Origin of the sequence: Streptomyces sp. NPDC007945, from assembly GCF_042958885.1 — a bacterium.
In the GTDB taxonomy this organism is placed as follows: domain Bacteria; phylum Actinomycetota; class Actinomycetes; order Streptomycetales; family Streptomycetaceae; genus Streptomyces.
This window is the reverse complement of sequence record NZ_JBIBJV010000006.1, coordinates 446,482-471,370: the sequence shown is the minus strand read 5'-3', so window position 1 is coordinate 471,370 and position 24,889 is coordinate 446,482. Positions and strand designations below refer to the sequence as shown.

At 72.7% G+C, this 24,889-nt stretch carries 17 protein-coding genes; 3 read left to right on the top strand and 14 right to left on the bottom strand.

Annotated elements, in window-relative coordinates:
• Positions 1-64: 64 nt before the first annotated feature.
• The 4 genes from ACFZCF_RS21800 to ACFZCF_RS21785 form a co-directional block, all read right to left on the bottom strand.
• Positions 65-1,723, bottom strand: a complete 1,659-nt coding sequence (locus tag ACFZCF_RS21800) for a rhamnogalacturonan lyase B N-terminal domain-containing protein (RefSeq protein ID WP_391288095.1) — start codon at positions 1,721-1,723, stop codon at positions 65-67.
• Between the two features lie 126 nt (positions 1,724-1,849).
• Positions 1,850-2,488, bottom strand: coding sequence for a hypothetical protein (locus ACFZCF_RS21795; RefSeq protein WP_388446121.1), 639 nt, complete (start codon positions 2,486-2,488; stop codon positions 1,850-1,852).
• On the bottom strand, positions 2,488-3,030 hold the full coding sequence (locus ACFZCF_RS21790) for a SigE family RNA polymerase sigma factor (RefSeq protein WP_388446118.1): 543 nt from the start codon (positions 3,028-3,030) through the stop codon (positions 2,488-2,490). The genes ACFZCF_RS21795 and ACFZCF_RS21790 overlap by 1 nt, the downstream gene beginning before the upstream one ends.
• Positions 3,017-4,051: a substrate-binding domain-containing protein gene (locus ACFZCF_RS21785; protein WP_391288093.1), complete on the bottom strand. Its 1,035-nt coding sequence runs from the start codon at positions 4,049-4,051 to the stop codon at positions 3,017-3,019. Before ACFZCF_RS21785 ends, ACFZCF_RS21790 begins: the two co-directional genes overlap by 14 nt.
• Positions 4,052-4,374: 323 nt before the next feature.
• Here ACFZCF_RS21785 and ACFZCF_RS21780 point away from each other — a divergent pair, with 323 nt between their 5' ends.
• Positions 4,375-7,263 carry a glycoside hydrolase family 2 TIM barrel-domain containing protein gene (locus ACFZCF_RS21780; RefSeq protein WP_391288091.1) on the top strand — a complete coding sequence of 963 codons (2,889 nt, stop codon included), beginning with the start codon at positions 4,375-4,377 and terminating at the stop codon, positions 7,261-7,263.
• Here the strand turns inward: ACFZCF_RS21780 and ACFZCF_RS21775 are convergent.
• The 9 genes from ACFZCF_RS21775 to ACFZCF_RS21735 form a co-directional block, all read right to left on the bottom strand.
• The gene (locus ACFZCF_RS21775; protein ID WP_391288089.1) at positions 7,245-7,388 is read right to left on the bottom strand and encodes a hypothetical protein; all 144 of its coding nucleotides are present in this window, start codon (positions 7,386-7,388) and stop codon (positions 7,245-7,247) included. The genes ACFZCF_RS21780 and ACFZCF_RS21775 overlap by 19 nt on opposite strands.
• A 25-nt stretch (positions 7,389-7,413) precedes the next feature.
• Positions 7,414-8,466 (bottom strand): GDSL-type esterase/lipase family protein, encoded by a 1,053-nt coding sequence (locus ACFZCF_RS21770; RefSeq protein ID WP_391288087.1) that lies wholly within the window; start codon positions 8,464-8,466, stop codon positions 7,414-7,416.
• Positions 8,467-8,482: 16 nt separating this feature from the next.
• Positions 8,483-11,215: a Tat pathway signal sequence domain protein gene (locus tag ACFZCF_RS21765; protein WP_388446106.1), complete on the bottom strand. Its 2,733-nt coding sequence runs from the start codon at positions 11,213-11,215 to the stop codon at positions 8,483-8,485.
• 157 nt (positions 11,216-11,372) lie between these two features.
• The gene (locus ACFZCF_RS21760) at positions 11,373-11,975 is read right to left on the bottom strand and encodes a hypothetical protein (RefSeq protein WP_391288085.1); all 603 of its coding nucleotides are present in this window, start codon (positions 11,973-11,975) and stop codon (positions 11,373-11,375) included.
• A complete protein-coding gene (locus tag ACFZCF_RS21755; RefSeq protein WP_391288083.1) occupies positions 11,972-12,829 on the bottom strand; it encodes an ABC transporter permease subunit in 858 nt (285 codons plus the stop codon). The genes ACFZCF_RS21760 and ACFZCF_RS21755 overlap by 4 nt, the downstream gene beginning before the upstream one ends.
• A complete protein-coding gene (locus ACFZCF_RS21750; protein WP_388446097.1) occupies positions 12,826-13,860 on the bottom strand; it encodes an ABC transporter permease subunit in 1,035 nt (344 codons plus the stop codon). Before ACFZCF_RS21750 ends, ACFZCF_RS21755 begins: the two co-directional genes overlap by 4 nt.
• Positions 13,860-15,143: an ABC transporter substrate-binding protein gene (locus tag ACFZCF_RS21745; RefSeq protein ID WP_388446094.1), complete on the bottom strand. Its 1,284-nt coding sequence runs from the start codon at positions 15,141-15,143 to the stop codon at positions 13,860-13,862. Before ACFZCF_RS21745 ends, ACFZCF_RS21750 begins: the two co-directional genes overlap by 1 nt.
• A gap of 161 nt (positions 15,144-15,304) precedes the next feature.
• Positions 15,305-16,819: an alpha-N-arabinofuranosidase gene (locus ACFZCF_RS21740; protein ID WP_388446091.1), complete on the bottom strand. Its 1,515-nt coding sequence runs from the start codon at positions 16,817-16,819 to the stop codon at positions 15,305-15,307.
• 229 nt (positions 16,820-17,048) lie between these two features.
• Positions 17,049-19,964: a glycoside hydrolase family 48 protein gene (locus ACFZCF_RS21735; protein ID WP_391288080.1), complete on the bottom strand. Its 2,916-nt coding sequence runs from the start codon at positions 19,962-19,964 to the stop codon at positions 17,049-17,051.
• A gap of 316 nt (positions 19,965-20,280) precedes the next feature.
• On the opposite strand from ACFZCF_RS21735, the gene ACFZCF_RS21730 reads away from it, so the two are divergent.
• A complete protein-coding gene (locus ACFZCF_RS21730) occupies positions 20,281-21,846 on the top strand; it encodes a cellulase family glycosylhydrolase (protein ID WP_391288078.1) in 1,566 nt (521 codons plus the stop codon).
• A gap of 53 nt (positions 21,847-21,899) precedes the next feature.
• Positions 21,900-23,636: a glycoside hydrolase family 6 protein gene (locus ACFZCF_RS21725; RefSeq protein WP_388446082.1), complete on the top strand. Its 1,737-nt coding sequence runs from the start codon at positions 21,900-21,902 to the stop codon at positions 23,634-23,636.
• Positions 23,637-23,787: 151 nt separating this feature from the next.
• Here the strand turns inward: ACFZCF_RS21725 and ACFZCF_RS21720 are convergent, their stop codons facing one another.
• Positions 23,788-24,810 (bottom strand): LacI family DNA-binding transcriptional regulator, encoded by a 1,023-nt coding sequence (locus tag ACFZCF_RS21720; RefSeq protein WP_388446352.1) that lies wholly within the window; start codon positions 24,808-24,810, stop codon positions 23,788-23,790.
• Positions 24,811-24,889 lie beyond the last annotated feature (79 nt).

Sequence of the window (24,889 nt, the reverse complement as noted above, 5' to 3'; positions counted from 1 at the left end):
CGCCGTCGCGACCACGACGCGACCGGGGCCGGGCCGCCGGACGGCCCGGCCCCGGCCCACGGGGTCAGACGAGCAGGTCCACGCAGTCGAGGGCGGTGCCCGGGCTCAGGAAGCCTGTTCCGGTCGAACCACTGACGACGTTCACCCGGAGCACGTTGTACTGGGACGGGTCCGCCCTCCACGCGCTCGCGGGGACGCTGTACGTGAACGTGTGGTTGTTGCCCCGGTACGAGCCGGTGGTGAGGGAGCGGGTCGACGGCTGGGCGGGCGGCGAGGGGATCGCGGACACCCAGGTGTCGTTGACGGTGACCCGGGGGCGGCCGTTGAGGAAGGCGGTGGTGACGCCGATCCGCAGGGTGTGCGCGGCGGCGGCCTGGGCCGCGGTGAGCCGGAAGTACACCAGGAAGCCGTCGTTGACGCCCTTCCAGAGGTAGCAGGGGACGGCGGAGGCGGGGTTCGCCCCGTCGACGACGACGTTCCCCGTCCAGGCGGCGGCCCGGACGTCGGCGGGGTGGGCGTACGTCATGAGCCGCGCGTTCTTGAAGCCGGCGGGGGTGCCGTCCCAGTCGCCGAGCCGCCAGACGGCGGGCGCGGTGCTCGGGTCGCCGGTGATGGTGAGCGTGTGCAGGGCGGTGGCGGCGCCGGCGGCGACCGTCACCGTCGTGGTGTGGACGGCCAGTTCGCCCTTGTAGACGGTGAGCGTGTACGTGCCGGGCAGCATGCCGCGGCAGGAGTAGGCGCCGGTTCCGGCGGCCGCCCGGGTCCAGTACTGGGCGTCGGCGTTGGCGAAGCCGATGGTGTACGGGTGGGCCGGGTCCATGTTCCTGAGGCCGACGCCGGCGACCCGGCCGCGTCCGGCGGCGCCGACCCAGCCGGGGATGCCGAGTGCGTCCACCCAGCCGGTGTCGTGGTCGGCGGCGAAGAGCGCGGGATCGGGGGTGCCGCCGTCGGTGAAGGCGAGCAGGTACGGGCCCTGGAGACCGAAGCGCATGGGCTCGGTCTGCGCCTGGTCGTAGTGGAGGATCTCGTAGAGTCCCACGCCCAGTTCGTTGGTGTGGCGCAGCAGCGAGCGGTAGAAGGGGCCGCCGGAGGCCTTCTCGTGCCGGGAGCGGACCATCCAGAGGCCGACGGACCCGGTGGAGTGGCCGACGTAGTCGTAGTCCATGACGCGGACGCCCGAGTAGTGCTTGGAGCGGGTCTGCCCGTCGGCGCGCCGCCAGACGTCGCCGGCCTCGATGACGGTGTCGGCGCCCTCGACCCAGGAGTCGGGGCCCTCGGCGGGGAAGACGCCGGGCTTGAGGCGGGCGATGAAGCGGGTCGCGGTGAAGGACGTGTCCGCCTTGTCGGTCCACAGGTAGACGTTGTTGTGGCCGGAGCGGGCCGCGTAGTAGTGGCGCAGGGTGCCGTGGACGACGGTGACGAGAAGGGTGGCGCCGACCTGCCTGAGGGTGACGGTGGAGGCGCCGAGGCCGGACTCGACGTGGGAGTGCTTGCCGCCGTAGCCCTCGTACTCCTTGCCCTTGTACACGAGGGAGGTGAGGTCGCCGTTGGTCTTGGAGACCTTGAAGACGAGGCCGGCGCCGGTGTCGAGGACGTAGTGCGCGCCGTCGTCGCTCCAGCCGAAGCCGGCCGCTCGGGCGGTTCCGGTGGCGGTGGCGGCGAGGGCGCCGGCGGCGACGGCCGCGCCGAGGACGGTCCGGCGGCGGACGGGACGGGTGCGCATGGCGGCTCCTTGGTGGGTGCGGGTAGCCGTAGGTCGCCGCCGGGCGGGAAAGGGTTGCCCCTCCATCGAAACGTTTCACGCACGCTTCGGGCGCGGGCCTCGCCGGCGCGCGGCCGGGCCGGCGCCTCAGCCGAAGGCGCCCCTGAGGGTGGTGCGGCCGCCGTCGCGGGCGGTGAGGACGACGGTGTACGCGTCGGCCGAGGCGTCCCGGGTGCCCTCCGCGTGGTTGTACTGGGCGGCGAAGGTGTGCGGCCCCGGAGGCACCGAGCGGCCCTCCTTCAGGGTCCAGCGGTAGACGAGGGCGCCGGCCTCCTCCGCGACGGCGACCGTGAAGTCGTCGGCGGGACGCGTCTGCCAGTGGCCGGTGCTCACGATCCCGCCGGTGAGCGCGACCCGCAGCTCGACCGTGAGGCCGGCGACCTCGGCCTCCGTGGTGACGGCGAGGTCGCTCTGCGCCCACCAGCGGTTGCTGCCGGGGTCGATGGTGCCGGCCGCCCGGGCCGCCGGGCCGGGCACGGGGGCGACTCCCGAGGGGGGCGCGGGCCGGTCCCGCAGTGCGGTGACGGCGACGCCGCCGAGCCCGAGGACCCCGGCCACGGTGGCGGCCACGGCGACCGCGACCGTCCAGCGGCGCCGGGGCGGCCGGACGCGGGCCGGCGGTGGGCCGGCCATGCCCCGCTCGACGCGGGCCAGCATCCGGGCACGGTCGGGGCGGTGCGCGGCCGCCGCCTCGCGCAGTTCGCCGCGCAGGCGTGTCTCGTCCATCAGCGCCTTCCCGCGGCGAGTTCGGTGGCGGCCCGTCCGTCGAGCAGCCTCTGCAGTTCGGCCATGCCCTTGGCGGTCTGGCTCTTGACCGTGCCGACGGAGACACCGAGGGCCAGGGCGGTGTCGCGCTCGGAGAGGTCGAAGGCGTGGCGCAGGACCACACAGGCGCGCTTGCGGAACGGCAGGGCGCGCAGCGCGGTCCGCACGTCGACGACGGCGGGCACGTCCGGGTCCTCGGTGTGCTCGGGGCGGCGGTCCCAGAAGGCGGCGATGCGGCGGCGCTCGCGGACGGTGCCGCGGATGCGGGTGCGGACCAGGTTCGCGACGACGCCCCGCGCGTAGGCGGCGGGGTGGTCGGCGGCGCGGACCCGGTCCCAGCGGTGCCAGAGGGCGAGCATGGCGTCGGCGGCGAGGTCGTCGGCTGCGTCGGTCTCGCCGGTCAGGAGGTAGGCGAGGCGGGCGAGTTCGGCGTAGTGGCGGTCGAAGAAGTCGCGGAACTCGGCGGTGCCGTCGCGCTCCTCGCCGGGGTCAGCGGCGGGCACGGCCGTCTCCCGGTGCGGTGGCGGCCGGGCCGGTGGCGGCGCGGGCGGTGAGGCGGGGCGCGAGGAGTTCGGTGCCGCGGGCGGGCTCGCCGCGCAGCCGGGCGACGAGCCGCTCGACGGCGATCCGTCCCAGGTCCTGGGCGGGCACGGCGACGGCGGTGAGCGGTACGGAGGCGTGGGCGGCGACCTGCTCGGGGCAGACGGCGGCGACGGAGACGTCCTCGGGGACGGCCCGGCCCTGGTGGCGCAGGACGGCGAGGAGGGGTTCGACGGCGGCCTCGTTCTGCACGAGGAGGGCGGTGGTGCCGGGGCGCTCCTCGAAGATCCGGGTGACGGCGGCGGACACGGCGGCGTAGGTGCCGTCGACGGGCCGGTGGAGCAGGTCGAGGCCGTGCTCGGCGGCGGCGGCGCGGACTCCGGTGAGGGTGCGTTCGGCGTAGCCCGTGCCGCGGGCGTAGACGGCGGGGGGTTCGCCGAGGACGGCGAGGCCGCGGTGGCCGAGCCCCGCGAGGTGGTCGACGCAGCGGGCGCCGGCGGCGACGAAGTCGAGGTCGACGCAGTCGAGTCCGGCGGTGTCGGCGGGCAGGCCGATGAGGACGGAGGGCCGTTCGGCCTCGCGGAGCAGGGGCAGGCGCGGGTCGTCGAGTTCGACGTCCATGACGATCATGCCGTCGGCGACGGCGCTGCCCTCGACGCGGCGGACGGCCTCGGGCCCCTCCTCGCCGGTGAGCAGCAGCACGTCGTAGCCGTGGGCGCGGGCCGTGGTGGTGACGGCCATGGCGATCTCCATCATCACCGGCACGTAGAGGCCGGTGCGGAGCGGCATCATCAGCGCGAGGATGCTGGTCCGGCCGCCGGCGAGGGCGCGGGCCCCGGCGTGCGGGCGGTAGCCGAGCGTGTCGATGGAGTGCTGGATGCGCTCGCGGGTGGCGGCGGAGATGGACCGCTTGCCGCTGAGGACGTAGCTGACGGTGCTGGCCGACACACCGGCGTGACGGGCGACGTCGGCGAGGGTGACCACGTGCGCGCTCCTCGACTGGTCCGGGACGGTGTGCGTTCCGGGTGGATCTCCGGGGTGGCTCCGGGACGGTGTGCGTTCCGGGCGGATCTCCGGGGTGACCTCCGGGACGGATGGGGTGCCCGTCGGCGACGGGGACCCCCGACCCTAAGCGGCCGCTCGTCGGACTGTCCAGGCGGGGTGCGAAGAGTCCAAGGACCGGGGGGCCGGGCGGGGTTGTGCGGGAGCGTGCGGGGCGGTGGGATGGACACCGTCGCGCAAGCGCTTTCTGGCGGTGCCCTCTCCCCGCCCCTTCCCCCTCTCCCTCGCCTTCCGTTGGGATCACCATGACCGATCTGCCCTGGTACACCTCCTTCGCCCCCGAGCGGGGCACCCTGCCGCCGCGCGCCTGGACGGGGGGCTCGGACGCCGCGCGCCTTCCGCTCGGCGGCGACTGGGCGTTCCGCCTCTCCCCCGCCGCCGACGCGGCCGACACCTCCTTCGCCGAGCCGGGGTTCGACGCCGGCGGCTGGCGGACCGTCTCCGTGCCGGGGCACTGGGTGCTCCAGGGCGAGGACGGGGAGTTCGGCGGGCCCGCGTACACGAACGTCCTCTACCCCTTCCCGGTCGACCCGCCCCACGTGCCCGACGAGAACCCGACCGGGGACCACCTGCGCCGGTTCGACCTGCCGGACGGCTGGCCCGCGGACGGCGGCGCCGTGCTCCGCTTCGACGGGGTCGAGTCCTGTGCCCGGGTGTGGCTGAACGGCACGGAGCTGGGCTGGTTCAAGGGGTCGCGCCTCCCGCACGAGTTCGCGGTCGGGGAGCTGCTGAGGGAACGGGACAACGTGCTCGCGGTCCGCGTGCACCAGTGGTCCTCGGGCTCGTACCTGGAGGACCAGGACCAGTGGTGGCTCCCCGGCATCTTCCGGGAGGTGACGCTGCTGCACCGGCCGGCCGGCGCGCCCGGCGACTTCTTCGTGCACGCCTCGTACGACCACGCGGCGGGGACCGGCGAGCTGCGGGTCGACTGCGACGTGCCCGCCCGGGTGCGGGTGCCGGAGCTGGGGCTCGACCTGGCGGCCGGGGAGTCGGCCACGGTGCCGGTGGAGCCGTGGAGCGCCGAGGTGCCGCGGCTGTACGAGGGTGAGCTGTCGGCCGGCGGGGAGCGGATCGCGCTGCGGATCGGCTTCCGTTCGGTGTACGTCGAGGACGGCGTCCTGAAGGCGAACGGACGGCGAATCCTCTTCCGGGGCGTGAACCGGCACGAGTTCCACCCCGACACGGGACGGACCCTGGACCTCGAAACGATGCGCGCCGACGTCGTGTTGATGAAGCGTCACAACGTCAACGCCGTACGGGCCTCGCACTATCCGCCGCACCCGGCCTTCCTCGACCTGTGCGACGCGTACGGGCTGTGGGTGATCGACGAGGGCGACCTGGAGACGCACGGCTTCGAGGAGCTGGGCTGGCGGGGCAATCCGGTGGACGACGAGCGGTGGACGCCCGCGCTGCTCGACCGGGCCGCCCGGCTGGTCGAGCGGGACAAGAACCATCCGTCGGTGGTGCTGTGGTCGCTCGGCAACGAATGCGGCACGGGCGCCGGTCTCGGCGCGATGGCCCGCTGGATCCACGACCGGGACCCCTCGCGGCCGGTGCACTACGAGGGCGACCGCTCCTGCGCCGACGTGGACGTCTACTCCCGGATGTACCCGCCGCACGCCGAGGTCGAGGAGATCGGCCGGCGCGCCGACGGCGGCCCGGAGCGCCGCGGCGGACTCCCCTTCCTCCTCTGTGAGTACGCGCACGCGATGGGCAACGGGCCGGGCGGGCTGAGCGAGTACCAGCGCCTCTTCGAGCGGTACGAGCGCTGCCAGGGCGGCTTCGTGTGGGAGTGGATCGACCACGGCCTGGCCCACCCGGTCCACGGGTACGGCTACGGCGGCGACTTCGGTGAGGAGCAGCACAACGGGAACTTCGTCTGCGACGGCCTCCTCTTCCCCGATCGCACGCCGTCGCCCGGTCTGGCCGAGTACAAGAAGGTGATCGAGCCGGTGCGGATCGCGCCGGGCGGCCGCGCGGGCACGGCCCGGGTGACCAACCTCCACGACGTGGCGGACCTCTCCGGGTACGCCTTCGTCTGGGAGTTCCTGGCGGACGGCGTGGTGGTCGCGGAAGGGGACCTGGACGTGCCGGCCGTGGCGGCCGGCGGGCACGCGGAGGTGGCGCTGCCGGCGGTGCCGGAGCACCCGGCCGGCACGGAGGGCGTGTGGACGGTACGGGCGCTGCTCGCGGAGGCCGCCGCCTGGGCGCCGGCCGGACACGAGGTCGCCTGGGGACAGCTGCCGGCGACCGCCCCGGCGCGGTCCCGGACCCCGGGCGCGCGGGTTCCCGCCGTCGTGGACGGGGGCCGGATCACCCTCGGTCCGGTCGTCCTCGACGCCCGCACCGGCGCGCCCCTGCTGCTGGCGGGACAGCCGGTCACGGGCTTCGGCCTCGACGTGTGGCGGGCGCCGACGGACAACGACGAGGGGGCGCCCTGGCAGCCCGACGCCCGCTTCGGCCCGCTGTGGCGGGAGCTGGGCCTGCACCGGATGCGGCACCGCACGGACGCGGTGGGCGTGGACGGCGAGGGGGTGACGGTGCGGGTCCGGGTGGCGCCCGCGGCCCGTGACGTCGGGCTCGCCGTCACGTACCGCTGGACCTCGGACGGCACGGCGGTGCGGCTCGGCGTGGACGTGGTGCCCGAGGGAGCGTGGCCGGTGCCGCTCCCCCGGCTCGGTGTCCGGCTCGGCCTTCCGGCCGTGCTCGACCGGGCCGACTGGTACGGCGGCGGCCCCGGCGAGGCGTACCCGGACACCCGTGCCGCGGCCCGCCTCGGGATCTGGGGGTCCACGGTGGCCGGCCTGCAGACCCCGTACGTGCGCCCGCAGGAGAACGGCGCCCGGATCGACACCCGGTGGCTGGAGCTGACCGGCGGCGGCGCGGGGCTGCGGGTCGAGGGCGAACCGTCGTTCTGGTTCACCGCCCGCCGCTGGACGCACGCGGAGCTGGACGCCGCCGCGCACCGCCCGGACCTCGTGCCGGGCGACACGCTGTGGGTCGGCCTGGACCACGCGCTGCACGGCATCGGGTCCCAGTCCTGCGGCCCGGGCGTGCTCCCCGAACACCGCCTGGAGGCGGCCCCGGCGTCCTTCTCGCTGTCCTTCGCCGCCGCTCAGGTCATGTTGAAGTAGGGCAGCGGTCCGGCGGGCTGGCCGGACGTCACCCGCCGGATCACCGCGAGCGCGAGGACCGCGCGCGTCCTCGCCGCCCGGGCGGTGGCGGGGATCGCCGTCGCGGCGGCGGCGGTCCCCGCCACCGCGACGTCTGAACCGGCCCGGTGGCTAGCGGAGCATCCGCTCGGGCAGCAGGCCCCGGGCCTTCAGTTCGGCGGCGACGAGCGCCGCGTACTCGGTGGCGCCGCGGACCGAGGTGTGGGTGTTGTCGCGCTTCTCGGCCGTCAGGTAGAGCGCCTTGGAGGCCTCGGGGCCCAGTTGTTCGACGCGGGCCTTGGTGAGGGCCGTGAGGTCGATCAGCGGGGTGGAGAGGGTGGCGGCGAGGGCCCGGATCTCGGCCGGATGATCGACGCCGAGGCCGTTGACGAGCAGGGCGACGCCGTTGTCCAGGGTACCGTCCGCGTTGAACCAGCGACGGACGATCGGGGTGACGAGGACGGGTTCGCCGCCCCGGGCCCGTACCCGCTCCACCAGGGTGGTGAGGTTGGCCCGGTACCTCGTGGCGTCGGTCTGCTTGTCGTTGTGGGCGAGCTGGATCAGGACCGGGTCGCCGGGCCTGATCGCCGTCTCCACCCGGTCGAAGAGGGCCGGGTCGGACAGGAAGGTGACGGTGCTCTCGCCGCCGTCGGCGTGGTTGGCGACGGCCACCCCCCGCTTCAGGTGCACGGGGAGCCGCTGGCCCCAGCCGGTGTACGGGTCGCCCGGCTGGTCGCAGACGGTCGAGTCGCCGATCAGGAAGAGGCGGGTCGCCGCCGGGGCGGGGGTCACCCGGAGGCTCGCCACCCTGGGGGCGGCACCGCCGAGCAGCAGGTCCAGGCCGGGGGTGCCGGGGGCGCCGGTGGGCTCGCCCTCGGGGTCGCGGACGTCGACGGTGAAGGAGCGGCGCAGCCGCTCGCCGGCCCCGGTCGGGGTCTCGGCCAGCAGGGCGCGCCGGGTCTCGCCGCTGATCGCGGTCGCCCCCGCGGTGTCGCCGCCGAGGGTGACGGTGACGTCGTACGTGCCGGGCGGTAGGTCGAAGTGGCAGGCGAGGGCGCCGTTTTCGGCGACCCGGGCGCAGTGGTCGAGGCCCTCGCCGTACGGCGAGCCGGCACGGGCGGTGGCGGGCGCGGTGGCGGCGAGGAGCGCGAGCAGGCTCGTCGCGAGGACCACGGTCCTCTTCATCGGGGTCTCCTGTCCGTCACTTGGGGAGATGGTCGCCGACGAGGGCGAGGTTCTGGATGGCGGCGAGGCCGTAGAGGGCGGTGGTGTTGGTGCTGATCCACAGGTGCTCGTAGCCGGGTTCGAGGGCGGCGGGGCCCTGCACCGGGGTCTTGTCCCAGACCATCGCGGACGTGTAGCCGTCGCTCTTGTCGAACTTGGCCCAGGCGCGCTCGGCGAGCTTGGCGTCGTTCAGCTGGGCGGCGGCGTAGGCGTCCTGGCGGGAGTGGCCCTGGAAGAGGAGCAGCGTACCGAAGTTCTTCCCGTAGCGGGCGGCCTGTTCGGTCTTGGTGGCGTTGAAGTAGCGGCAGTAGTCGAGCCAGGCGGACCGGAAGGCCGGCATGTCGACGAGGTCGATGAGCTCGGCGCACATCTCGACGAGGCCGAACATGGCGGAGAGGTGGGAGACGCCGACGACGGGCTCCGTGGCGACCGCGAAGCGGCCGGTGTCGAGGTCGTAGAGGCCGGTGCCCTGGACGAAGCCGTTGGGCTGGGCGGCGATGGTCTCCATGGTGGAGCGGAGCCGCGCCTCCGCCTTCGCGGCCTTGGGCCCGCCGCGCTCCCACTCGGTGAGCCAGGCGGCGGCCAGACCGCTCCAGTCGGTGCCGAAGCCGATGGAGAGGGCGTGGCGGTCGGGGGTGTACGGCTCGGTGCGGATCTTGCGGATGGGGTCGAGGACGAGGAAGGTCTCGTCGGAGTCGACCAGGTCGTGCATGAGGTCGCCGACGCGTTCGTCGGCGGTGAGGAAGTAGTAGGGCCGGCGGTAGACGGCGGTCGAGATCCGCTGCTGCTTGGCGCTGCACGCGAAGTGCTGGACGCCGTGGCGGGTGCCGAGTCCCGCCCACTGCCCCAGGTGGTAGACGTCGACCTCGCCGGTGTGCCGGGTCATGGCCTCGGCGAAGCGGAAGACGTCGGCGCGGCCGGAGCGGAGGTAGGCGTACCAGAGCCACAGGTCGGGCGAGAGCTCGGAGTTGTCCCAGGCGTAGCCGCCGACGTCGTACCGCCACTGGTGCCGGTCCTCGTCGTACGTGTGCATGATGTCGCCGTAATCCCAGAAGCCGTACCAACGGCGCTGCTCCGCCTGGTCCTTGTAGTAGGTGAAGAGGTAGTCGAGCCGGTCCTCGATCCGCGCCTTCGCCGGGGTGGAGCGGTCGACCGGCGAGAACAGTCCGCCGAAGACGCGGGCGCGGACCAGGTCCTCGGGGCCGGCGGCGAGTTGCGGCGGGACGCGGACGGCGGCGGCCTGGGCGACGAGGGCGGTGGCGGTGGGGGTGGCGGCGTTGGCCCAGAACATCAGCTCGCTGGTGCGGGCGATGCCGTAGGGGGTGCCGAAGCCGGGCTCGTAGTCCTCGTAGGTGATGTTGAGGCCTTCGAGCTGCTCGGGGAAGGTGTCCTGGCCCATGCCGTCGTGGTAGAAGCGCAGGTCCATGGGCTGCGCCTCGGGGGACCAGAGCCAGAGGGTGACCTCGGCCTCGGCGCCGGCGGCGCCGCGGACGTCGAGCTGGGCCGGGTGCTTCTGCCAGAAGTCCCGGAGTCCGAAGGAGAGTCCGCCGCTCGCGCCGCCGACGTAGCCGAAGCCGCCGGCGCGGCGGCCGCCGCCGGCGGGGATCCAGCCGTGCCCCTCCTTGGTGCGCTTGCGGATGCCGAAGCCGTCGGCGGTGAGCTGCGACAGCGTGTAGTCGCCCCACGTGGGGACGTACCGCAGCCGGCTGGTGACCCGCTGGTCCCAGGTGGCCGGGTCGGGCAGCTTCTCGCCCTTGACCTGCGCGGCGCGGACGGCGGCGCCGGGGTCGCGGCGCAAACCGGTGATGCCCTGGACGGCCTCGGTGAGGAAGCCGGCGCCCTCGCCGGCCAGGCGGACGTGTCGGTCGTAGAAGGCGTCCCGCATCGGGACGGTGAAGCGGACGCCGAGGCCGCGGATGAAGTCCTTGTTCTGGTCGCCGTCGTAGGTGATCGTGTGGATCATCCGGAGGGCCTCGGAGCCGGCGTAGAAGTACATCCGCACGGAGAACGGCAGCCAACTCCTGCTGCCCTTACGGTGCTTGCCGTCGATCCGGACCACGGCCCGGACGGGTCCGGCCTGTTCGACGACGGCGCCGGAGATCTCCCCGTCGAACCGTTCCCACTTGGCGTTGCCCTGGTCGCCGTCGTCGAGGTCGCTCTGTCGCAGCAGCACGAGCCGCCCGTCGGTGGCGATCCGCACGCCGTCGCGGGTGAGGGACTCGACGAGCTTGCCGCCGTCCTTCCACAGCACGGCCTTCACGACGCCGGTGTCGACGGTGATCCTCCGGCCCGTCTCGGTGACGGTGATCTTCTTCGTGCCGGCCGCGGGCGTGCCGGGCGCGAGCGAGTACCGCTCGGCCCCGGCCGCCTCGGGTCCGACCGCGTGCGCGGTCCACTTCAGCGAACCGTCGGGCCAGCGGGCCGTGGTCCACGTCTGTACGGGCACGGGGGCGCCGTCGGCGGTGGTGAGCGCGAACTCCCGGTCCCCCGGGTGCACGCCCTTCGGCCAGGCGACACCGAACGTCGACCCGCCGGCGGCCCCGAGCCCACCCGGCTCCAGCCACCCGATGCTCGCGGGCCGCTCCTCCGCGACCTGCTCGGCGGCGGGCGCGGCCTGCGCCTCCCCCCGCCCGAGCACCCAGCTGAACTGCGCGGCGGCACCGGCGACGGCGGCCGCCTTGAGGAGGGAACGACGAGGTAGCGAAGACACGTGGACTCCTTTCGAGGGCACACCTGTGGCACGCCCGAGGGAGGGGGTGAGGCGGGGTGGGGTGGGGTGGGGGCCGCGTCCCCGGACCGGCGGGGTGACGGACGGCGACGGACGGCGCAGCTCGGGCGGCGGCACCCGTCGGGGACCGTCCCGGGGCTCAGGTGGCGGCGACGGCGGCCGTGCGGTGCTCGGCCGCCAGGGTGCCGGCGGTCAGGAGGCCCAGGGCGGGGAGGGCCAGCGGGGCGGAGAACCAGGCGGAGGCGGCGACGACCGCCAGGCCGCAGACGACGAGCAGGGATCCGGCCGGGTCCCGCAGCGAGCGGCGCCAGGCGTCCGCGAGCAGGGCACGCCAGGCCGCGCCCGGCCGCCAGGCGGTGGCCGCCCGGAGCAGGGTGACGGTCGCCCAGAGCGCCGCGAGGATCGCGAGGGCCCCGGCCGCCCGACCGCCGGGCACGGGCAGCGCCCGGACGAGCGCGAGGTCGGCCTGGACCAGGGCGAGCGCCGCCCACCATGCCAGGCCCACCGCCCACCCGCCGCCCCGCAGCGCGCCGCGCAGCTCGGCGGCGAAGGAGCGCAGCCCGGTCCCGTCGCCCGCGACGGTGCGCCGCAGGTGCCCCGCGCCGGCGGCGAGCGCGGCCGGCAGGGTGACGAGCGGGAGCGCGGCGACGGCGATCCACACCCCGGTGAGCAGGCACTCGGCGAAGACGGCGAAACGGGCGAAGAAGCGCGCGCCGCGCACGGGGGCGTCGGCGGCGGTCACTTGAGCCCCGAGGTGGCCATGCCGTCGATCAGGTACCGCTGGAAGGCGAGGAAGAAGGCGACCACGGGCAGCAGCGCCACCAGCGACATCGCGATCATGCCGCCGTAGTTGGCGACGCCGTCCTGGTCGACGAACATCTTGAGGCCCAGCGACACGGTGTACTTCTCGGGTTCGTTGAGGTAGATCAGCGGGCCCATGAAGTCGTTCCACGCGTTGATGAAGGTGAAGATCGCGCTGGTGATCAGCGCCGGCCGGCACAGCGGCAGCACGATCGACCAGTACGTCCGCAGGTGCCCGCACCCGTCGAGCCGGGCCGCCTCGTCCAGCTCCCGGGGCAGCCCGCGCATGAACTGGACCATCAGGAAGACGAAGAAGGCGTCGGTGGCGAGGTACTTGCCGAGCAGCAACGGCGTGTACGTGTTGATGAGTTCGAGCTTCTGGAACAGTACGTACTGCGGGATGAGCAGCACGTGGTACGGCAGGAGCAGGGTGCCGATCATCAGGGTGAAGAGCAGGTTCCGGCCCGCGAAGCCGATCTTGGCGAAGGCGTAGGCGGCGAGGGAGCTGGAGACCAGCACCCCGACGACCGAGGCGAGCGCCAGGAACAGCGAGTTGCCGAAGAAGGTGGAGATGGGGATGTCGGCGATGCCGTCGGCGAGCCGCCGGTAGTTGTCGGTGAGGGGGTCCGTCGGCAGGACGTTCAGGCTGCCGACGATCTCGTCGTTCGGCTTGAACGAGCCGCCGATCACCCACATCACCGGGTAGAGCACCACCGCGAGGACGGCGAGCGAGCCGAGGTGCCAGGCGAGGGACCCGGCGCGGACGCCCCGCGCCCCGGTACGGACGAGGCTCATCGGCCCCCCTCCTCGTAGTGCACCCAGCGCCGCTGGGACCAGAACAGGACCGCGGTGACCAGGCCGACGGCGAGCAGCAGCATCCAGGCCATGGCGGAGGCGAGGCCCATCCGGCTGTTCTCGAAGCCCTGGACGTAGAGGTAGCAGGTGTAGACGAGCGTGCCGTCGGCGGGCCCGCAGGCGTTGCCCTGACTGCCGATGATGTAGGCGGAGCCGAAGATCTGGAAGGAGTGGATGGTCTCCAGGAGCACGTTGAAGAAGAGCACCGGGGAGATCATCGGCAGGGTGATGTTCCAGAACCTGCGCCACGGTCCCGCGCCGTCCATCTGCGCGGCCTCGTACAGTTCGCGGGGCACCTGCTTGAGCCCGGCGAGGAAGATGACCATGGGCGCGCCGAACTGCCAGACGGTGAGCGCCACCAGAGCGTAGATGATCTTGTCGGGGTCGCCGATCCAGCCGCCCGGGTCGAGTCCGATCAGCTGCTGGGCCCGGTCGACGGGCGCGCCGTCGGAGAAGAGGGCGCGCCACACGATGGCGATGGAGACGCTGGCGCCGATGAGCGAGGGGGCGTAGAACGCGGCCCGGTAGAAGCCCTGTCCGCGCCGGCTCTGGTTGAGGAGGACGGCGACGCCGAGGGCTGCGGCCAGCTTCAGCGGGGTGCCGAGGACCACGTACCAGCCGGTGACCTCGACGGAGGTGCGCCAGCGGGGGTCGCCGAACATCTCGGTGAAGTTGTCGAGCCCGATCCAGCGGGGCGCGTCGAAGAGGTTGTAGTCGGTGAAGGCGAAGTAGAGCGAGACGGCCATGGGGCCCGCGGTCAGCAGCAGGAAGCCGGTGATCCAGGGGGACATGAAGAGGTAGCCGGCGAGGTTCTCGCGCAGGTCGCGGCGCCGGGGGGCGCTGCCCGCCGGCCGGCGGGGCCGCCCGCCCCGCGGGGCGGGGACCGCGGGTGCGGCGCCCTCGCCGGGCGGGGCCGTCGCCGGGCTCTCCGGCGCGGCGGGGTTCGGTACGGTGCTCACGGCGGCGTCCATCAGGCCGAGAGGGCCGTCTTCGCCTCGGTGAAGTACTGCTTCACCGCGTCGGCGACGGTCCGGGTGCCGAGGGACATCTCCTCGGAGAGGCGTAGGAACGCCGCCTCGCAGACGTCGGCGCCGGACGGGTGCGGGGTGATCGGCTCCAGGACGCGGCTCTCGACGAGCTGCTTCTCGTATGCGGCGATCTGCTTGCCGACCTCGTCGGTGGGGACGTAGGCCGCGTTCTGCGCCTCGGTGGCGGGGACGCCCCGGTCGTATCCCATGATCTTGCCGACCTCGGGGTCGTGGACCATGAAGTCGATGAACTGGGCGACCTCCTTGGGGTGCTTGGTGCGCTTGGAGGCGCTGAGCATGAGCGAGCCGAGGTACTGGCCGGTGCGCTTGCCGTCGGTGGTGGGGATGGGCGCGAGGCCGTACCGGCTCTTGCCCTCGGAGGTGTAGCGGACGGTGAAGTTGTCCCAGGTGAACTCGCAGCCGGCGAGCTCGGCGGTGACGGCGGACTTCGGCTTGGCCTGGATGGTCTTCTTGGGGTCGGCGTAGACGCCGGACCCGACGCGGTCGGCGGCCTTGTTCCACCAGTCGGTCAGGTCGGCCTCGGTGAAGCCGAGTCCGGAGTCGGTGAAGAAGGCCTTGCCCTGCTGGCGCAGGTAGAGGTCGTACAGGTACATGATCCCGTAGGGCCCGGCGTCGCCGGCCCGGCCGGCCGTCTGCCGGATCCTCGCCAGGGCGTCGTGGTACTCGTCCCAGGTCCAGCCGGGCTTGGGCCTGACCTTGGCCTTGGCGAAGACCGTCTCGTCGATGACGAGGGCCATGGAGTTGGAGCCGACGGGGACGCCGACGAGCTTGCCGTCGACCTCGCCGAACTTCTCCAGGCCGGCCCGGAAGCCCTCCAGGCGGAGGTTCCCGGCCTCGACCTGCTCGCGCAGGTCGAGGAGGACGTTCTTGGCGTCGTACTTGCGCAGGAAGCCGATGGCGTTCTGGAAGACGTCGGGCGTGTTCCCGCCGGACGCCTGGGTGTTGAACTTCTTCCAGAAGTCGGCGTACGGCTGGAAGTCGGTCTTCACCTTGATCTTCGGGAACTTCTTCTCGAAGAGGGCGATCGACTGGTTGATCCGCTTGGCGCGGTCGTCGGAGCCCCACCAGGTGTACCGGATGGTGACGGTGCCGTCGCCGGAGTCGGAGCCGCCTCCGCAGCCCGTCGCGGTCAGGCCGAGTGCCGCCACCGAGCCACCCGTGATCTTCAGCAGACTCCGACGGTCGACAGTGCCATGAGTACGCACAGTTCGTCCTCCCGCGCGTGATTAGAACGTTTCAGGAAAGCGCTTGCTGGGTCACCGTAGGGTTGCCCGTCAGCCACGTCAACGCTTCGGACAGGATCTTTCGAAGCGCTTCGAACCCGGGGCGCACCCCACCTCAGTGAAAGGATTCAAAGGGAAGCCGGTCAGACCAGCCGGATGACGTTCCAGGACATCGGCTCCAGGACCGCCTTCAGCACCCCGTCCACCAGCTCCGTGCCGGCCACCGCGTGCGGCACCACCCGGTCGGGCGCGGCCAGGGTGTTGCGGGCCTCGGGGTCGGCGTCGGCGAGCGCGCTGTGCTCCACCGCCTCCGCCAGGCCGAAGCCGCGCAGCGTCACGTCGAGCGGCAGCGCCCGGTGCCGGTCGCGGTTGACCGCGAAGACCGTCACGCTCCCGTCCTCCGCCCGCACCGCGGTCGCGTGCAGGAGCGGCACCTCGCCGTACTTCTCGGTGCGGTACGCCGGCGAGACCGGCCGCACGTCGAGGACGGTCCCCCGGCCGTACCGCGACGCCTGGGCGAACGGGTGGAACGTCGTCTGCCGCCACGCCGGGCCGCCGGGCTCGGTCATGATCGGCGCGATCACGTTCACGAGCTGCGCCAGGCAGGCCACGGCGATCCGGTCGGCGTGGCGGAGCAGCGTGATGACGAGCGAGCCGAGGACGACCGCGTCGGTGACCGTGTAGACGTCCTCCAGGAGCCGCGGCGCCTCCTGCCAGTCCTCGAACGGGTGCGGGTTGGGGCGGCGCTGGTACCAGACGTTCCACTCGTCGAAGGAGAGCGTGAGCCGCTTCCGCGACTTCAGCCGGGCCGCCACGTGGTCGCAGGTGGCGAGGACCTCCTCGATGAAGGCCTCCATGTGCACGGCCGAGGCGAGGAACGAGTCCCGGTCGCCGTCGGTCTCCTCGTAGTAGGCGTGCAGGGAGACGTGGTCGACGACCTCGTACGTCTCCGCCAGCACCGTCGCCTCCCAGGCGGCGAAGGTCGGCAGGTCACGTGCGGAGCTGCCGCAGGCGACGAGCTCCAGGTCCGGGTCGATCTGCCGCAGCGCGCGGGCGGTCTGGGCGGCGAGCCTGCCGTACTCCTCGGCGGTCTTCTGGCCCGTCTGCCACGTGCCGTCCATCTCGTTGCCCAGGCACCACAGGCGGATGCCGAAGGGGTCCTTGTCGCCGTGGCTCACGCGCAGGTCGGAGAGGGCGGTGCCGCCGGGGTGGTTGGCGTACTCGACGAGGTCCATCGCCTCCGCGATGCCCCGGGTGCCGAGGTTCACGGCCATCATCGGCTCGGCCTGCGGCCCCAGCTTCCGCAGGAAGCCCATGAACTCGCTCAGCCCGAACCGGTTCGACTCGGTGGAGCGCCACGCGACGTCCAGCCGCCGGGGCCGCGCCTCGGCCGGCCCCACGCCGTCCTCCCAGCGGTACCCCGAGACGAAGTTGCCGCCGGGGTAGCGGACGGTGGTCACGCCCAGCTCCCGCACGAGGTCGAGGACGTCGGTGCGCAGGCCGTCGGCGTCGGCGGCGGGATGGCCGGGCTCGTAGACGCCGGTGTAGACGCAGCGCCCGAGGTGCTCGACGAAGGAGCCGAAGAGGCGGGGGTCGACGGGGCCGACGGTGAAGTCGGGGTCGAGGGTGAAGCGGGCGGTGCGTTCGGGAAGTGACACGGTGCATCCTCTCGTTCGAGATTTCGGCCGATGGCCGCATGTCCGAACGAGAACGTAAGAGCGGGGTCCGTGCCGGGTCAATGGATCACCGGCGGTCCGGCCCCGGGATCGCCCGGGATCCCGGATCCGAGCTCCCGGGCCCACCCGCCCCAGGCCGAAGGCCGGGCGGGCCCCTCGGGGGACCGCCCGGCCTCGTCGTACGCGGAGCCCGCTCTCGCGGGGCGGGCTGTTATTCGAGCAGCTCCGCGTACGAGCCCATGGCCAGGGCGATGTCCGCCTGGGCCCAGAACCGGTGGTAGGTGAAGACGGGGGCGGCGCCGCCCGCCAGGTAGGCCTCGATCTTCGGCCAGGCCGGGTCGTCCTGGTAGAAGGAGCGGATCGAGGCGAAGGTGGAGGTGGAGTTCACGGTGTCGCCGTTCGGCATGACGCCGGTCCAGCCGCTGGGGACGTAGACGGGGTCGTCGAAGCGGTTGTAGTCGGCGCGGGTCTCCTCGACGGCGATGCCGAGCGGGTCCTGGTGGTGCTCCCACATGCCGTCGAGCAGGGCCTTGGCGACCCGCTTGGCCTCGGCGTGGCCGGACTTGGCCGCGTAGTAGGTGAGGGTCTTGGCGTAGGCGGCGGCGACGCCGACGTCGTTGGTGTAGTCCGCGACGGTGACGTGCAGGCCGTTGTTGGCGCCGGGGTTCGCCGCGTTCCAGGTGTCGGGCGCGCCGGACCACTGGAGGGTGGACGGGATGCGGAAGGTGCCGTCGGGGTTGACGGTCGTCTTGGACAGCGCCCAGGAGACCCACTTGTCGAGGACGGTCTTCGCCTCGGCGTTGCCGGTCTGCTGGTAGTACTCGGCGACGCGCTCCATGGACCAGGCCTGGAAGCCGAACCACTGGTTCGACGCCGGGTCGTGGTAGACGGGCTTCTCGTCGTAGTACATGCCGTAGAAGGTGGGGGTGCCGGCCGGCGGGGTGGCGTAGCGGCCCTGCCAGCTGTTGGTGGCACCGCCCGCGATGCCGCCCTCGCTGGACTGGAGCCAGCGGTAGAACTCCAGCTGCCGGTCGAGGCTGGTCGCCCAGTCCGCCTGGCCGGTCGCCGACTTGGGCTTGAGCGGGGCGTACTCGCTGAGCGCGTACGCGGCGAGCGGGTTCTGGTAGCCGCTGTGGTTGTGGCTGGATCCGATCCGCCAGGACCAGCCGGCGGAGGTGTCGACGGCGCCGCCCCAGGCGTAGTACCAGGACATCAGGTAGTGGGCGCTGTTCTTGCCGGTGCCGGCCGGGCAGGCGGTCGGGCCGACGCAGTTGCCGATCTTCTTGAAGTACTTGTCGAACATGGAGTACCGCAGGTAGTCGCCCATCTTGGCGGCCTTGCCGACGGTGGCCGAGACCTGCGCGCCCTTGCCCTGCTCCTTGGCCCAGAGGTCGGCCCAGTAGGCGGCCTGGACGGCGCGGGCGTCGGCGTCGGGGGCGTTGGTGTACTTCCACTGCTTGGCGTAGGAGGCGTCCCCGGTGAAGATGTCCAGGTAGCCGTTCTTGCCGCCGTAGGAGAAGTTGTCGCAGGTCGGGTGGGTGACGGTCTCCCAGACGGACTCCTGCGGGCCGCGCTGGAAGGTGTTGATGTACGAGGGGCCGGTCGCCGTCGGTCCCGCGGAGCACTTGCCGGGTTCGTTGCCGAAGCCGTAGACGTTGTCGACGTCCTGGATCCAGTGCATGCCGTAGATGTCGTCGGTGCCGTAGGCGCTCTTCAGCTCGGCCGCGATCGGGTCGGAGCCGGAGGTGACGCCGGAGTCGAGGCGCGCCGGGTACTGCGAGGGGAGGTCCCACTCGGGGGCGTAGGTGGCGGGCTTCGAGGCGTTGTAGGAGGAGTTCGTCGGCTGGTCGGCGTGGGTCGGGATCATGAATTTCTCCATGGTGTCCCACGCGCCGTTGAACTTGGTCCAGTCGCCGGTGATCTTGCCGTACATGGCCTGGAGCCAGATGAGGTAGCTGTACGCCTCCGAGGTCGTCTCGTGCCCGTGGTCGGGGGCCTCGACGATCAGGGTCTCGACGGAGTGGTACGGGATGCCCTCGGGCGAGAAGTAGCCGTTGGCCGGGTTGGTGATCTTCCCGTAGAGGTCGAGGAAGCGCGCGTCGTAGGTGGAGTCGGCGGCGAGCTGGGTGGCCTGGACCTCGGCCTTCGCGTGGCCGGGGGCGCTCGCGGTGAAGACGGCGACGCCGGTGCCGGTCGCGGCGGCGGTGACGGTCACCTTCTGGGCGGTGTTCCAGTTCGCCGGGGTGAAGGTGAGCGTGGCCGGGGAGGCCGTCAGGTTGGTGTTGCCGGAGGTACGGGCCACGGTGACGGTCACGTTCGCCGTCGGGGCCTTCGACAGCTTCAGGTCGAAGGTGCCGGTGGAGCCCTGCCGGACGGCCAGTTGGCCGGGGCTGGCGACGAGCGCGGGGCCCGCGGCGACCGTGATGCCGACCGGCGCGGACTCGCCGGAGGCGCCCTGGCTGTCGTACGCCTTGGCGTAGAGCGAGTGGGCGCCGGTGGCGAGGCCGGCGGCGCTGTACGTGAACGGGGCGGTGGTGTCGGTGCCGAGGAGGGTCGTGTCGCTGTAGAACTCGACCTTGTCGACGGTCGCGCCGTCGGCCGCCGCGGCGGTGGCGGCGAGCGGGACGGCGTCGCCCTGGGCGTAGACCGCACCGGCGGCGGGGCTGGTGAGGACGGCGACCGGCGGCTGGTGGGCCCCGGCGCACAGGGTGCCGTTGACGGCGAAGTTCGTCGGGGCGGTGTTGGCGCCGCTGTACGTGAACTGGCCGCCGGCGGTGACGGCGGCGCCGGCCGCGATCGTGCCGTTCCAGCCGGCGTTGGTGACGGTGACGTTCTTCCCGGACTGGGACCAGACCCCGCTCCAGCCGTTGGTGAGCTTCTGGTCACCGGCGTAGGAGTAGGTGAGGGTCCAGCCGTCGATGGCGGCGGTTCCCCGGTTGGTGAGGGTGAGTTCGGCGGTGAAGCCCGAACCCCAGTCGTTGGTCTTGTAGTCGACGCTGCACGCGAGGGCGGCGGCCTGCGCGGTCCCGGCCCCGGCTCCGGCGGCCAGCAGGCCGAGGGGGAGGGCGAGCGCGGCGGTCAGGGCGGTCAGGTGCCTGCGTGGGCGGCGTGGTCTGAGGCGTTGCATGCGGGTGGGTCTCCTCGCGGCTCGGAAGGTCGGTTGGTGCGAAGAGCGGGCCGTACGGGAACGCGCCGGTGGTGCGGGGGAACGGGCCGTACGGGGGGTGCGTGAACAAGCCGTGAACCAGTGGGAGCGCTCCCACTGTGCAAGCGTGACGCAACCACGTCAAGATGCGTGAAGAGTCGAAGGCACACGACGAGCAATTTCCCCAACTCCTCTTTTGCTTGGCCGCCGTTGCCGCTACGGTCTGCCCGACCAGTGGGAGCGATTCCATCCAGTCGGCACGCCGTAGGGGGCGTGCCCTCGCTGCGAGGACTCGCTCATGCGAAGACCCCCACGTCTCACCGCGCTGCTCGCAGGAGCAGCGGTCACGATGGCGAGCACCGCGCTCGCCGTCGTGGGTACGGCCTCAGGAGCCGCGGCCGCACCCGTCTGCACCGTCGAGTACGCCGTCTCCGGCCAGTGGACCGGAGGCTTCCAGGGTGCCGTCACCGTCACCAACAACAGCACGGCGCTGAACGGCTGGAGCCTCGGCTTCTCCTTCCCGGCCGGCCAGGTGGTCAGCCAGGGCTGGGGCGGCAAGTGGACCCAGTCCGGCGCCGCCGTGACCGTCGTCAACGAGAGCTGGAACGCCCGGCTCGACCCCGGCGCGAAGGTGACGACGGGCTTCATCGCCTCGTGGACGGGGACCAACACGGCCCCGGCCGCGTTCACGCTCGGCGGCGTGCCCTGCACCGTGGACGGACCGACCACCCCGCCCACCACGACGCCTCCGACCACCCCGCCCACGACTCCCCCGACCGACCCTCCGACCACACCGCCGACCACACCACCCACCACCCCGCCGACCTCGCCGCCGCCGACCCCGGTCTCCGGCGCGCCCGAACTCACCGTCAGCGGCAACAAGTTCACCGACCAGAACGGCGCGGTCCGCCGCCTGCTCGGCGTCAACCGCTCCGGCGGCGAGTTCATGTGCGTGCAGGGCTACGGCATCTGGGACGGTCCGGTCGACGACGCGTCCGTCAAGGCGATCGCCGACTGGAAGGCCAACACCGTCCGCATCCCCCTCAACGAGGAGTGCTGGCTCGGCCTCGACAACATCAAGCCCGAGTACCGGGGCGCGAACTACATCGACGCGGTCGAAGACCTGGTGACCAAGGTCCTCGCCCACGGCATGACCCCGGTCCTCGAACTGCACTGGACGCACGGCCAGTACACCGGGAACTCCTCCGGCTGCGCCGACGTGCACGCCAGCTGCCAGAAGCCGATGCCGAACGCCCGCTACACCCCGGCGTTCTGGACCTCGGTGGCGAACACCTTCAAGAACGACAAGCGGGTCGTCCTCGACCTCTTCAACGAGCCCTACCCGGACCGGGCGACCTCCACCGCGACCCAGGCATGGACCTGCTGGCGCGACGGCGGCACCTGTCCCGGCATCGGGTACGAGGTCGCCGGCATGCAGGACCTGGTGGACGCGGTCCGCGCCACCGGGGCGAAGAACCTGATCCTCGTCCCGGGCATCGCGTACTCCAACGACCTCAGCCAGTGGCTCACTTACCGCCCCACGGATCCGGCCGCCAATCTGGCCGCCGCCTGGCACGTCTACAACTTCAACACCTGCTCCACCGAGACGTGCTGGAACGACACCCTCGCCCCCGTGGCCGCCCACGTGCCCCTCCTCGCGGGCGAGATCGGTGAGAACACCTGCGGACACGCGTTCATCGACCGCGTCATGAAGTGGTTCGACGACCGCGGCCTCTCGTACCTGGGCTGGACCTGGAACACCTGGAACTGCAACTCGGGTCCCGCGCTGATCACCTCGTACGACGGCACCCCCACCGCATTCGGCGTCGGACTGCGCGACCACCTGCGCGCCCTCGCCCCGTGACCCCCGCGGGTCCCGCACATCCGAAGAATCCCCAGAGAGGAACACCCACCCCCATGAGCCGCACCAGCCGTACCGCCCTCCTGGCGGCCCTCGGCCTCATCGCAGCGTCCGGAGCGACCGCCACGGTCTTCGGCTCCACCGCCGGCGCAGCCACCCCCGGCTGCAAGGTGGACTACTCCGTCACCAACCAGTGGAGCACCGGCTTCGGCGCCAACGTCGTCGTCACCAACACCGGTGACCCGACGTCCTCGTGGACCCTGGAGTGGTCCTACGCCGGCAACCAGCAGGTGACCCAGGGCTGGAACGCCACCCTCACCCAGTCCGGTTCCGCCGTGACCGCCAAGAGCATGTCCTACAACGGGGCACTCGCGACCGGCGGTTCGACCTCCTTCGGCTTCAACGGTTCCTACAGCGGCACCAACGCGGTGCCCGCCACCTTCAAGCTGAACGGCGTCACCTGCAACACCGCCACCCAGCCGACCGACCCGCCGACCACCCCGCCCACCACCCCGCCGACGACCCCGCCCACCACCCCGGGCGCGAAGGCCGACAACCCCTACGCCGGGGCCAAGGTGTACGTCAACCCGGACTGGCGCGCCAAGGCCATGGCCGAGCCGGGCGGCAGCAGGATCGCCGACCAGCCCACCGGCGTCTGGCTGGACCGCATCGCCGCCATCAACGGCACGCCGGGCGCCCGGGGCCTGCGCGCCCACCTCGACGAGGCCCTGGTGCAGAAGGGCACCGGCGAGCTGGTCGTCCAGCTGGTCATCTACAACCTGCCCGGCCGTGACTGTGCCGCGCTCGCCTCCAACGGCGAGCTCGGCCCGACGGAGATCGACCGCTACAAGACGCAGTACATCGACCCGATCGCCGCGATCCTCGCCGACCCGAAGTACGCGGGCCTGCGGATCGTCACCACGGTCGAGATCGACTCGCTCCCGAACCTCGTCACCAACGTCTCCGGCCGCGACACCGCGACCGCGAACTGCGACGTGATGAAGGCCAACGGCAACTACATCAAGGGCGTCGGCTACGCGCTCAACAAGCTCGGCGCGATCCCGAACGTCTACAACTACGTCGACGCGGGCCACCACGGCTGGCTGGGCTGGGACTCCAACTTCGGTCCCTCCGCGGAGCTGTTCAAGACGGCCGCGACGGCCGAGGGCTCCACGGTCGCCAACGTCCACGGCTTCATCGTGAACACGGCCAACTACAGCGCCCTGAAGGAGGACCACTTCAAGGTCACCGACAGCGTCAACGGCACCTCCGTGCGCACCTCGAAGTGGATCGACTGGAACCAGTACACGGACGAGCTGTCCTACGCCCAGGCGATGCGCGACAAGCTCGTCTCGCTCGGCTTCGACAGCAAGCTGGGCATGCTGATCGACACCTCCCGCAACGGCTGGGGCGGCACCGCCCGGCCCACCGGACCGGGCGCCCTGACCAGCGTCGACACCTACGTGAACGGCGGCCGGTACGACCGTCGCTTCCACCTCGGCAACTGGTGCAACCAGGCCGGCGCCGGCCTCGGCGAGCGGCCGCAGGCGGCTCCCGCCGCGGGCATCGACGCGTACGTCTGGATGAAGCCCCCGGGCGAGTCCGACGGCGCGTCGAAGGAGATCCCGAACGACCAGGGCAAGGGCTTCGACCGCATGTGCGACCCGACGTACACGGGCAACGTCCGCAACGGCAACAGCATGTCCGGCGCCCTCCCCGACGCCCCGCTCGCCGGGCAGTGGTTCTCGGCCCAGTTCCAGGAGCTCATGAAGAACGCGCACCCCGCGCTGTAACCCCTCGCGGGGGTGCCGTGCCGGCCCGGCGGGGCCGGGACGGCGCCCCCTGAGGGAGCGACCAAGGCCGGACGGGCCCGGGAACCCCGTCCGGCCTCACGCGTGCCGTCCACCGGTCCGCCCACCCGCGGGCACCTCGGCACGAGGCCCGTCAGCAGGACTCCCGCACCACCAGGTCCGTCGGCAGGACGCGCTTCAGGGTGTCCTGGCGGCCGCCCGGGGCGCCGCCGAGGAGCATCCGGGCCATGGTGCGGCCCATCTCCTCGATGGGCTGGCGGACGCTGGTGAGCGGCGGGTCCATGAGCCGGGCGACGGCGGAGTCGTCGACGCCCACGAGCGCCACGTCGTCCGGGACCCGGCGGCCCGCCTCGCGGAGGGCGGCCCGGGCTCCGGCGGCCATGACGTCGGAGGCGGCGAAGACCGCGTCCAGGCCGGGGCGGCGCTCCAGGAGCTCCCGCATGGCCGCGCGCCCGCCGTCCTCGGTGAAGTCCCCGGCGGCCACCAGGCCCTCGTCGGGCGCGTGGCCCGCCTCCGCCAGTCCGGCGCGGTAGCCGCCGAGGCGGGCCCGTGCCACGTACATGTCCAGGGGGCCGGTGACGGTGGCGATGCGCTGCCGGCCGCGGCCGACGAGGTGGGCGACGGCGGCGCGGCCGGCGCCGATGTTGTCGGAGTCGACGTACGGGACGGATTCGGCCTCGGAGCGGCGTCCGTTCATGACGACCGGGATGCCGAGCTCGCGGACGCGGTCGGGAAGCGGGTCGTCGCCGTGCACGGAGGCGAGCAGGACGCCGTCGACGCGCTGGGCGGCGAGGTACTGCTCGAAGCGCTGCCGCTCCTGCTCACTGCGGACCAGGGTGAGCAGCAACTGCTTGTCTGCGTCGGCCAGTTCGGCGCTGACGCCGCGGATGAGGTCGAGGAAGTACGGCTCGGCGAAGAGCCGCGCCTCGGCCTCGGGGATGACGAGGGCGACGGCGTCCGTACGGCTGCCGGCGAGGGCGCGGGCGGCCTGGTTGGGCACGTACCCGAGCTCGGCGACGGCCCGGGCCACCGCGGCGCGGGTCTGCTCGCTGACGCGCGGGGAGCCGTTGATGACCCGCGAGACGGTGCCCCGGCCCACTCCGGCGCGGGCCGCGACCTGCTCCAGGGTGGGTCTGCTGTTCTGCCGTCCGTTCACCGTCGCCGTGCTCCCCTCGTCGGACTCGTGCAGCTCGCCAGAGCCGGCCACACCGGTATGGGAGCGCTCCCACCCTAGA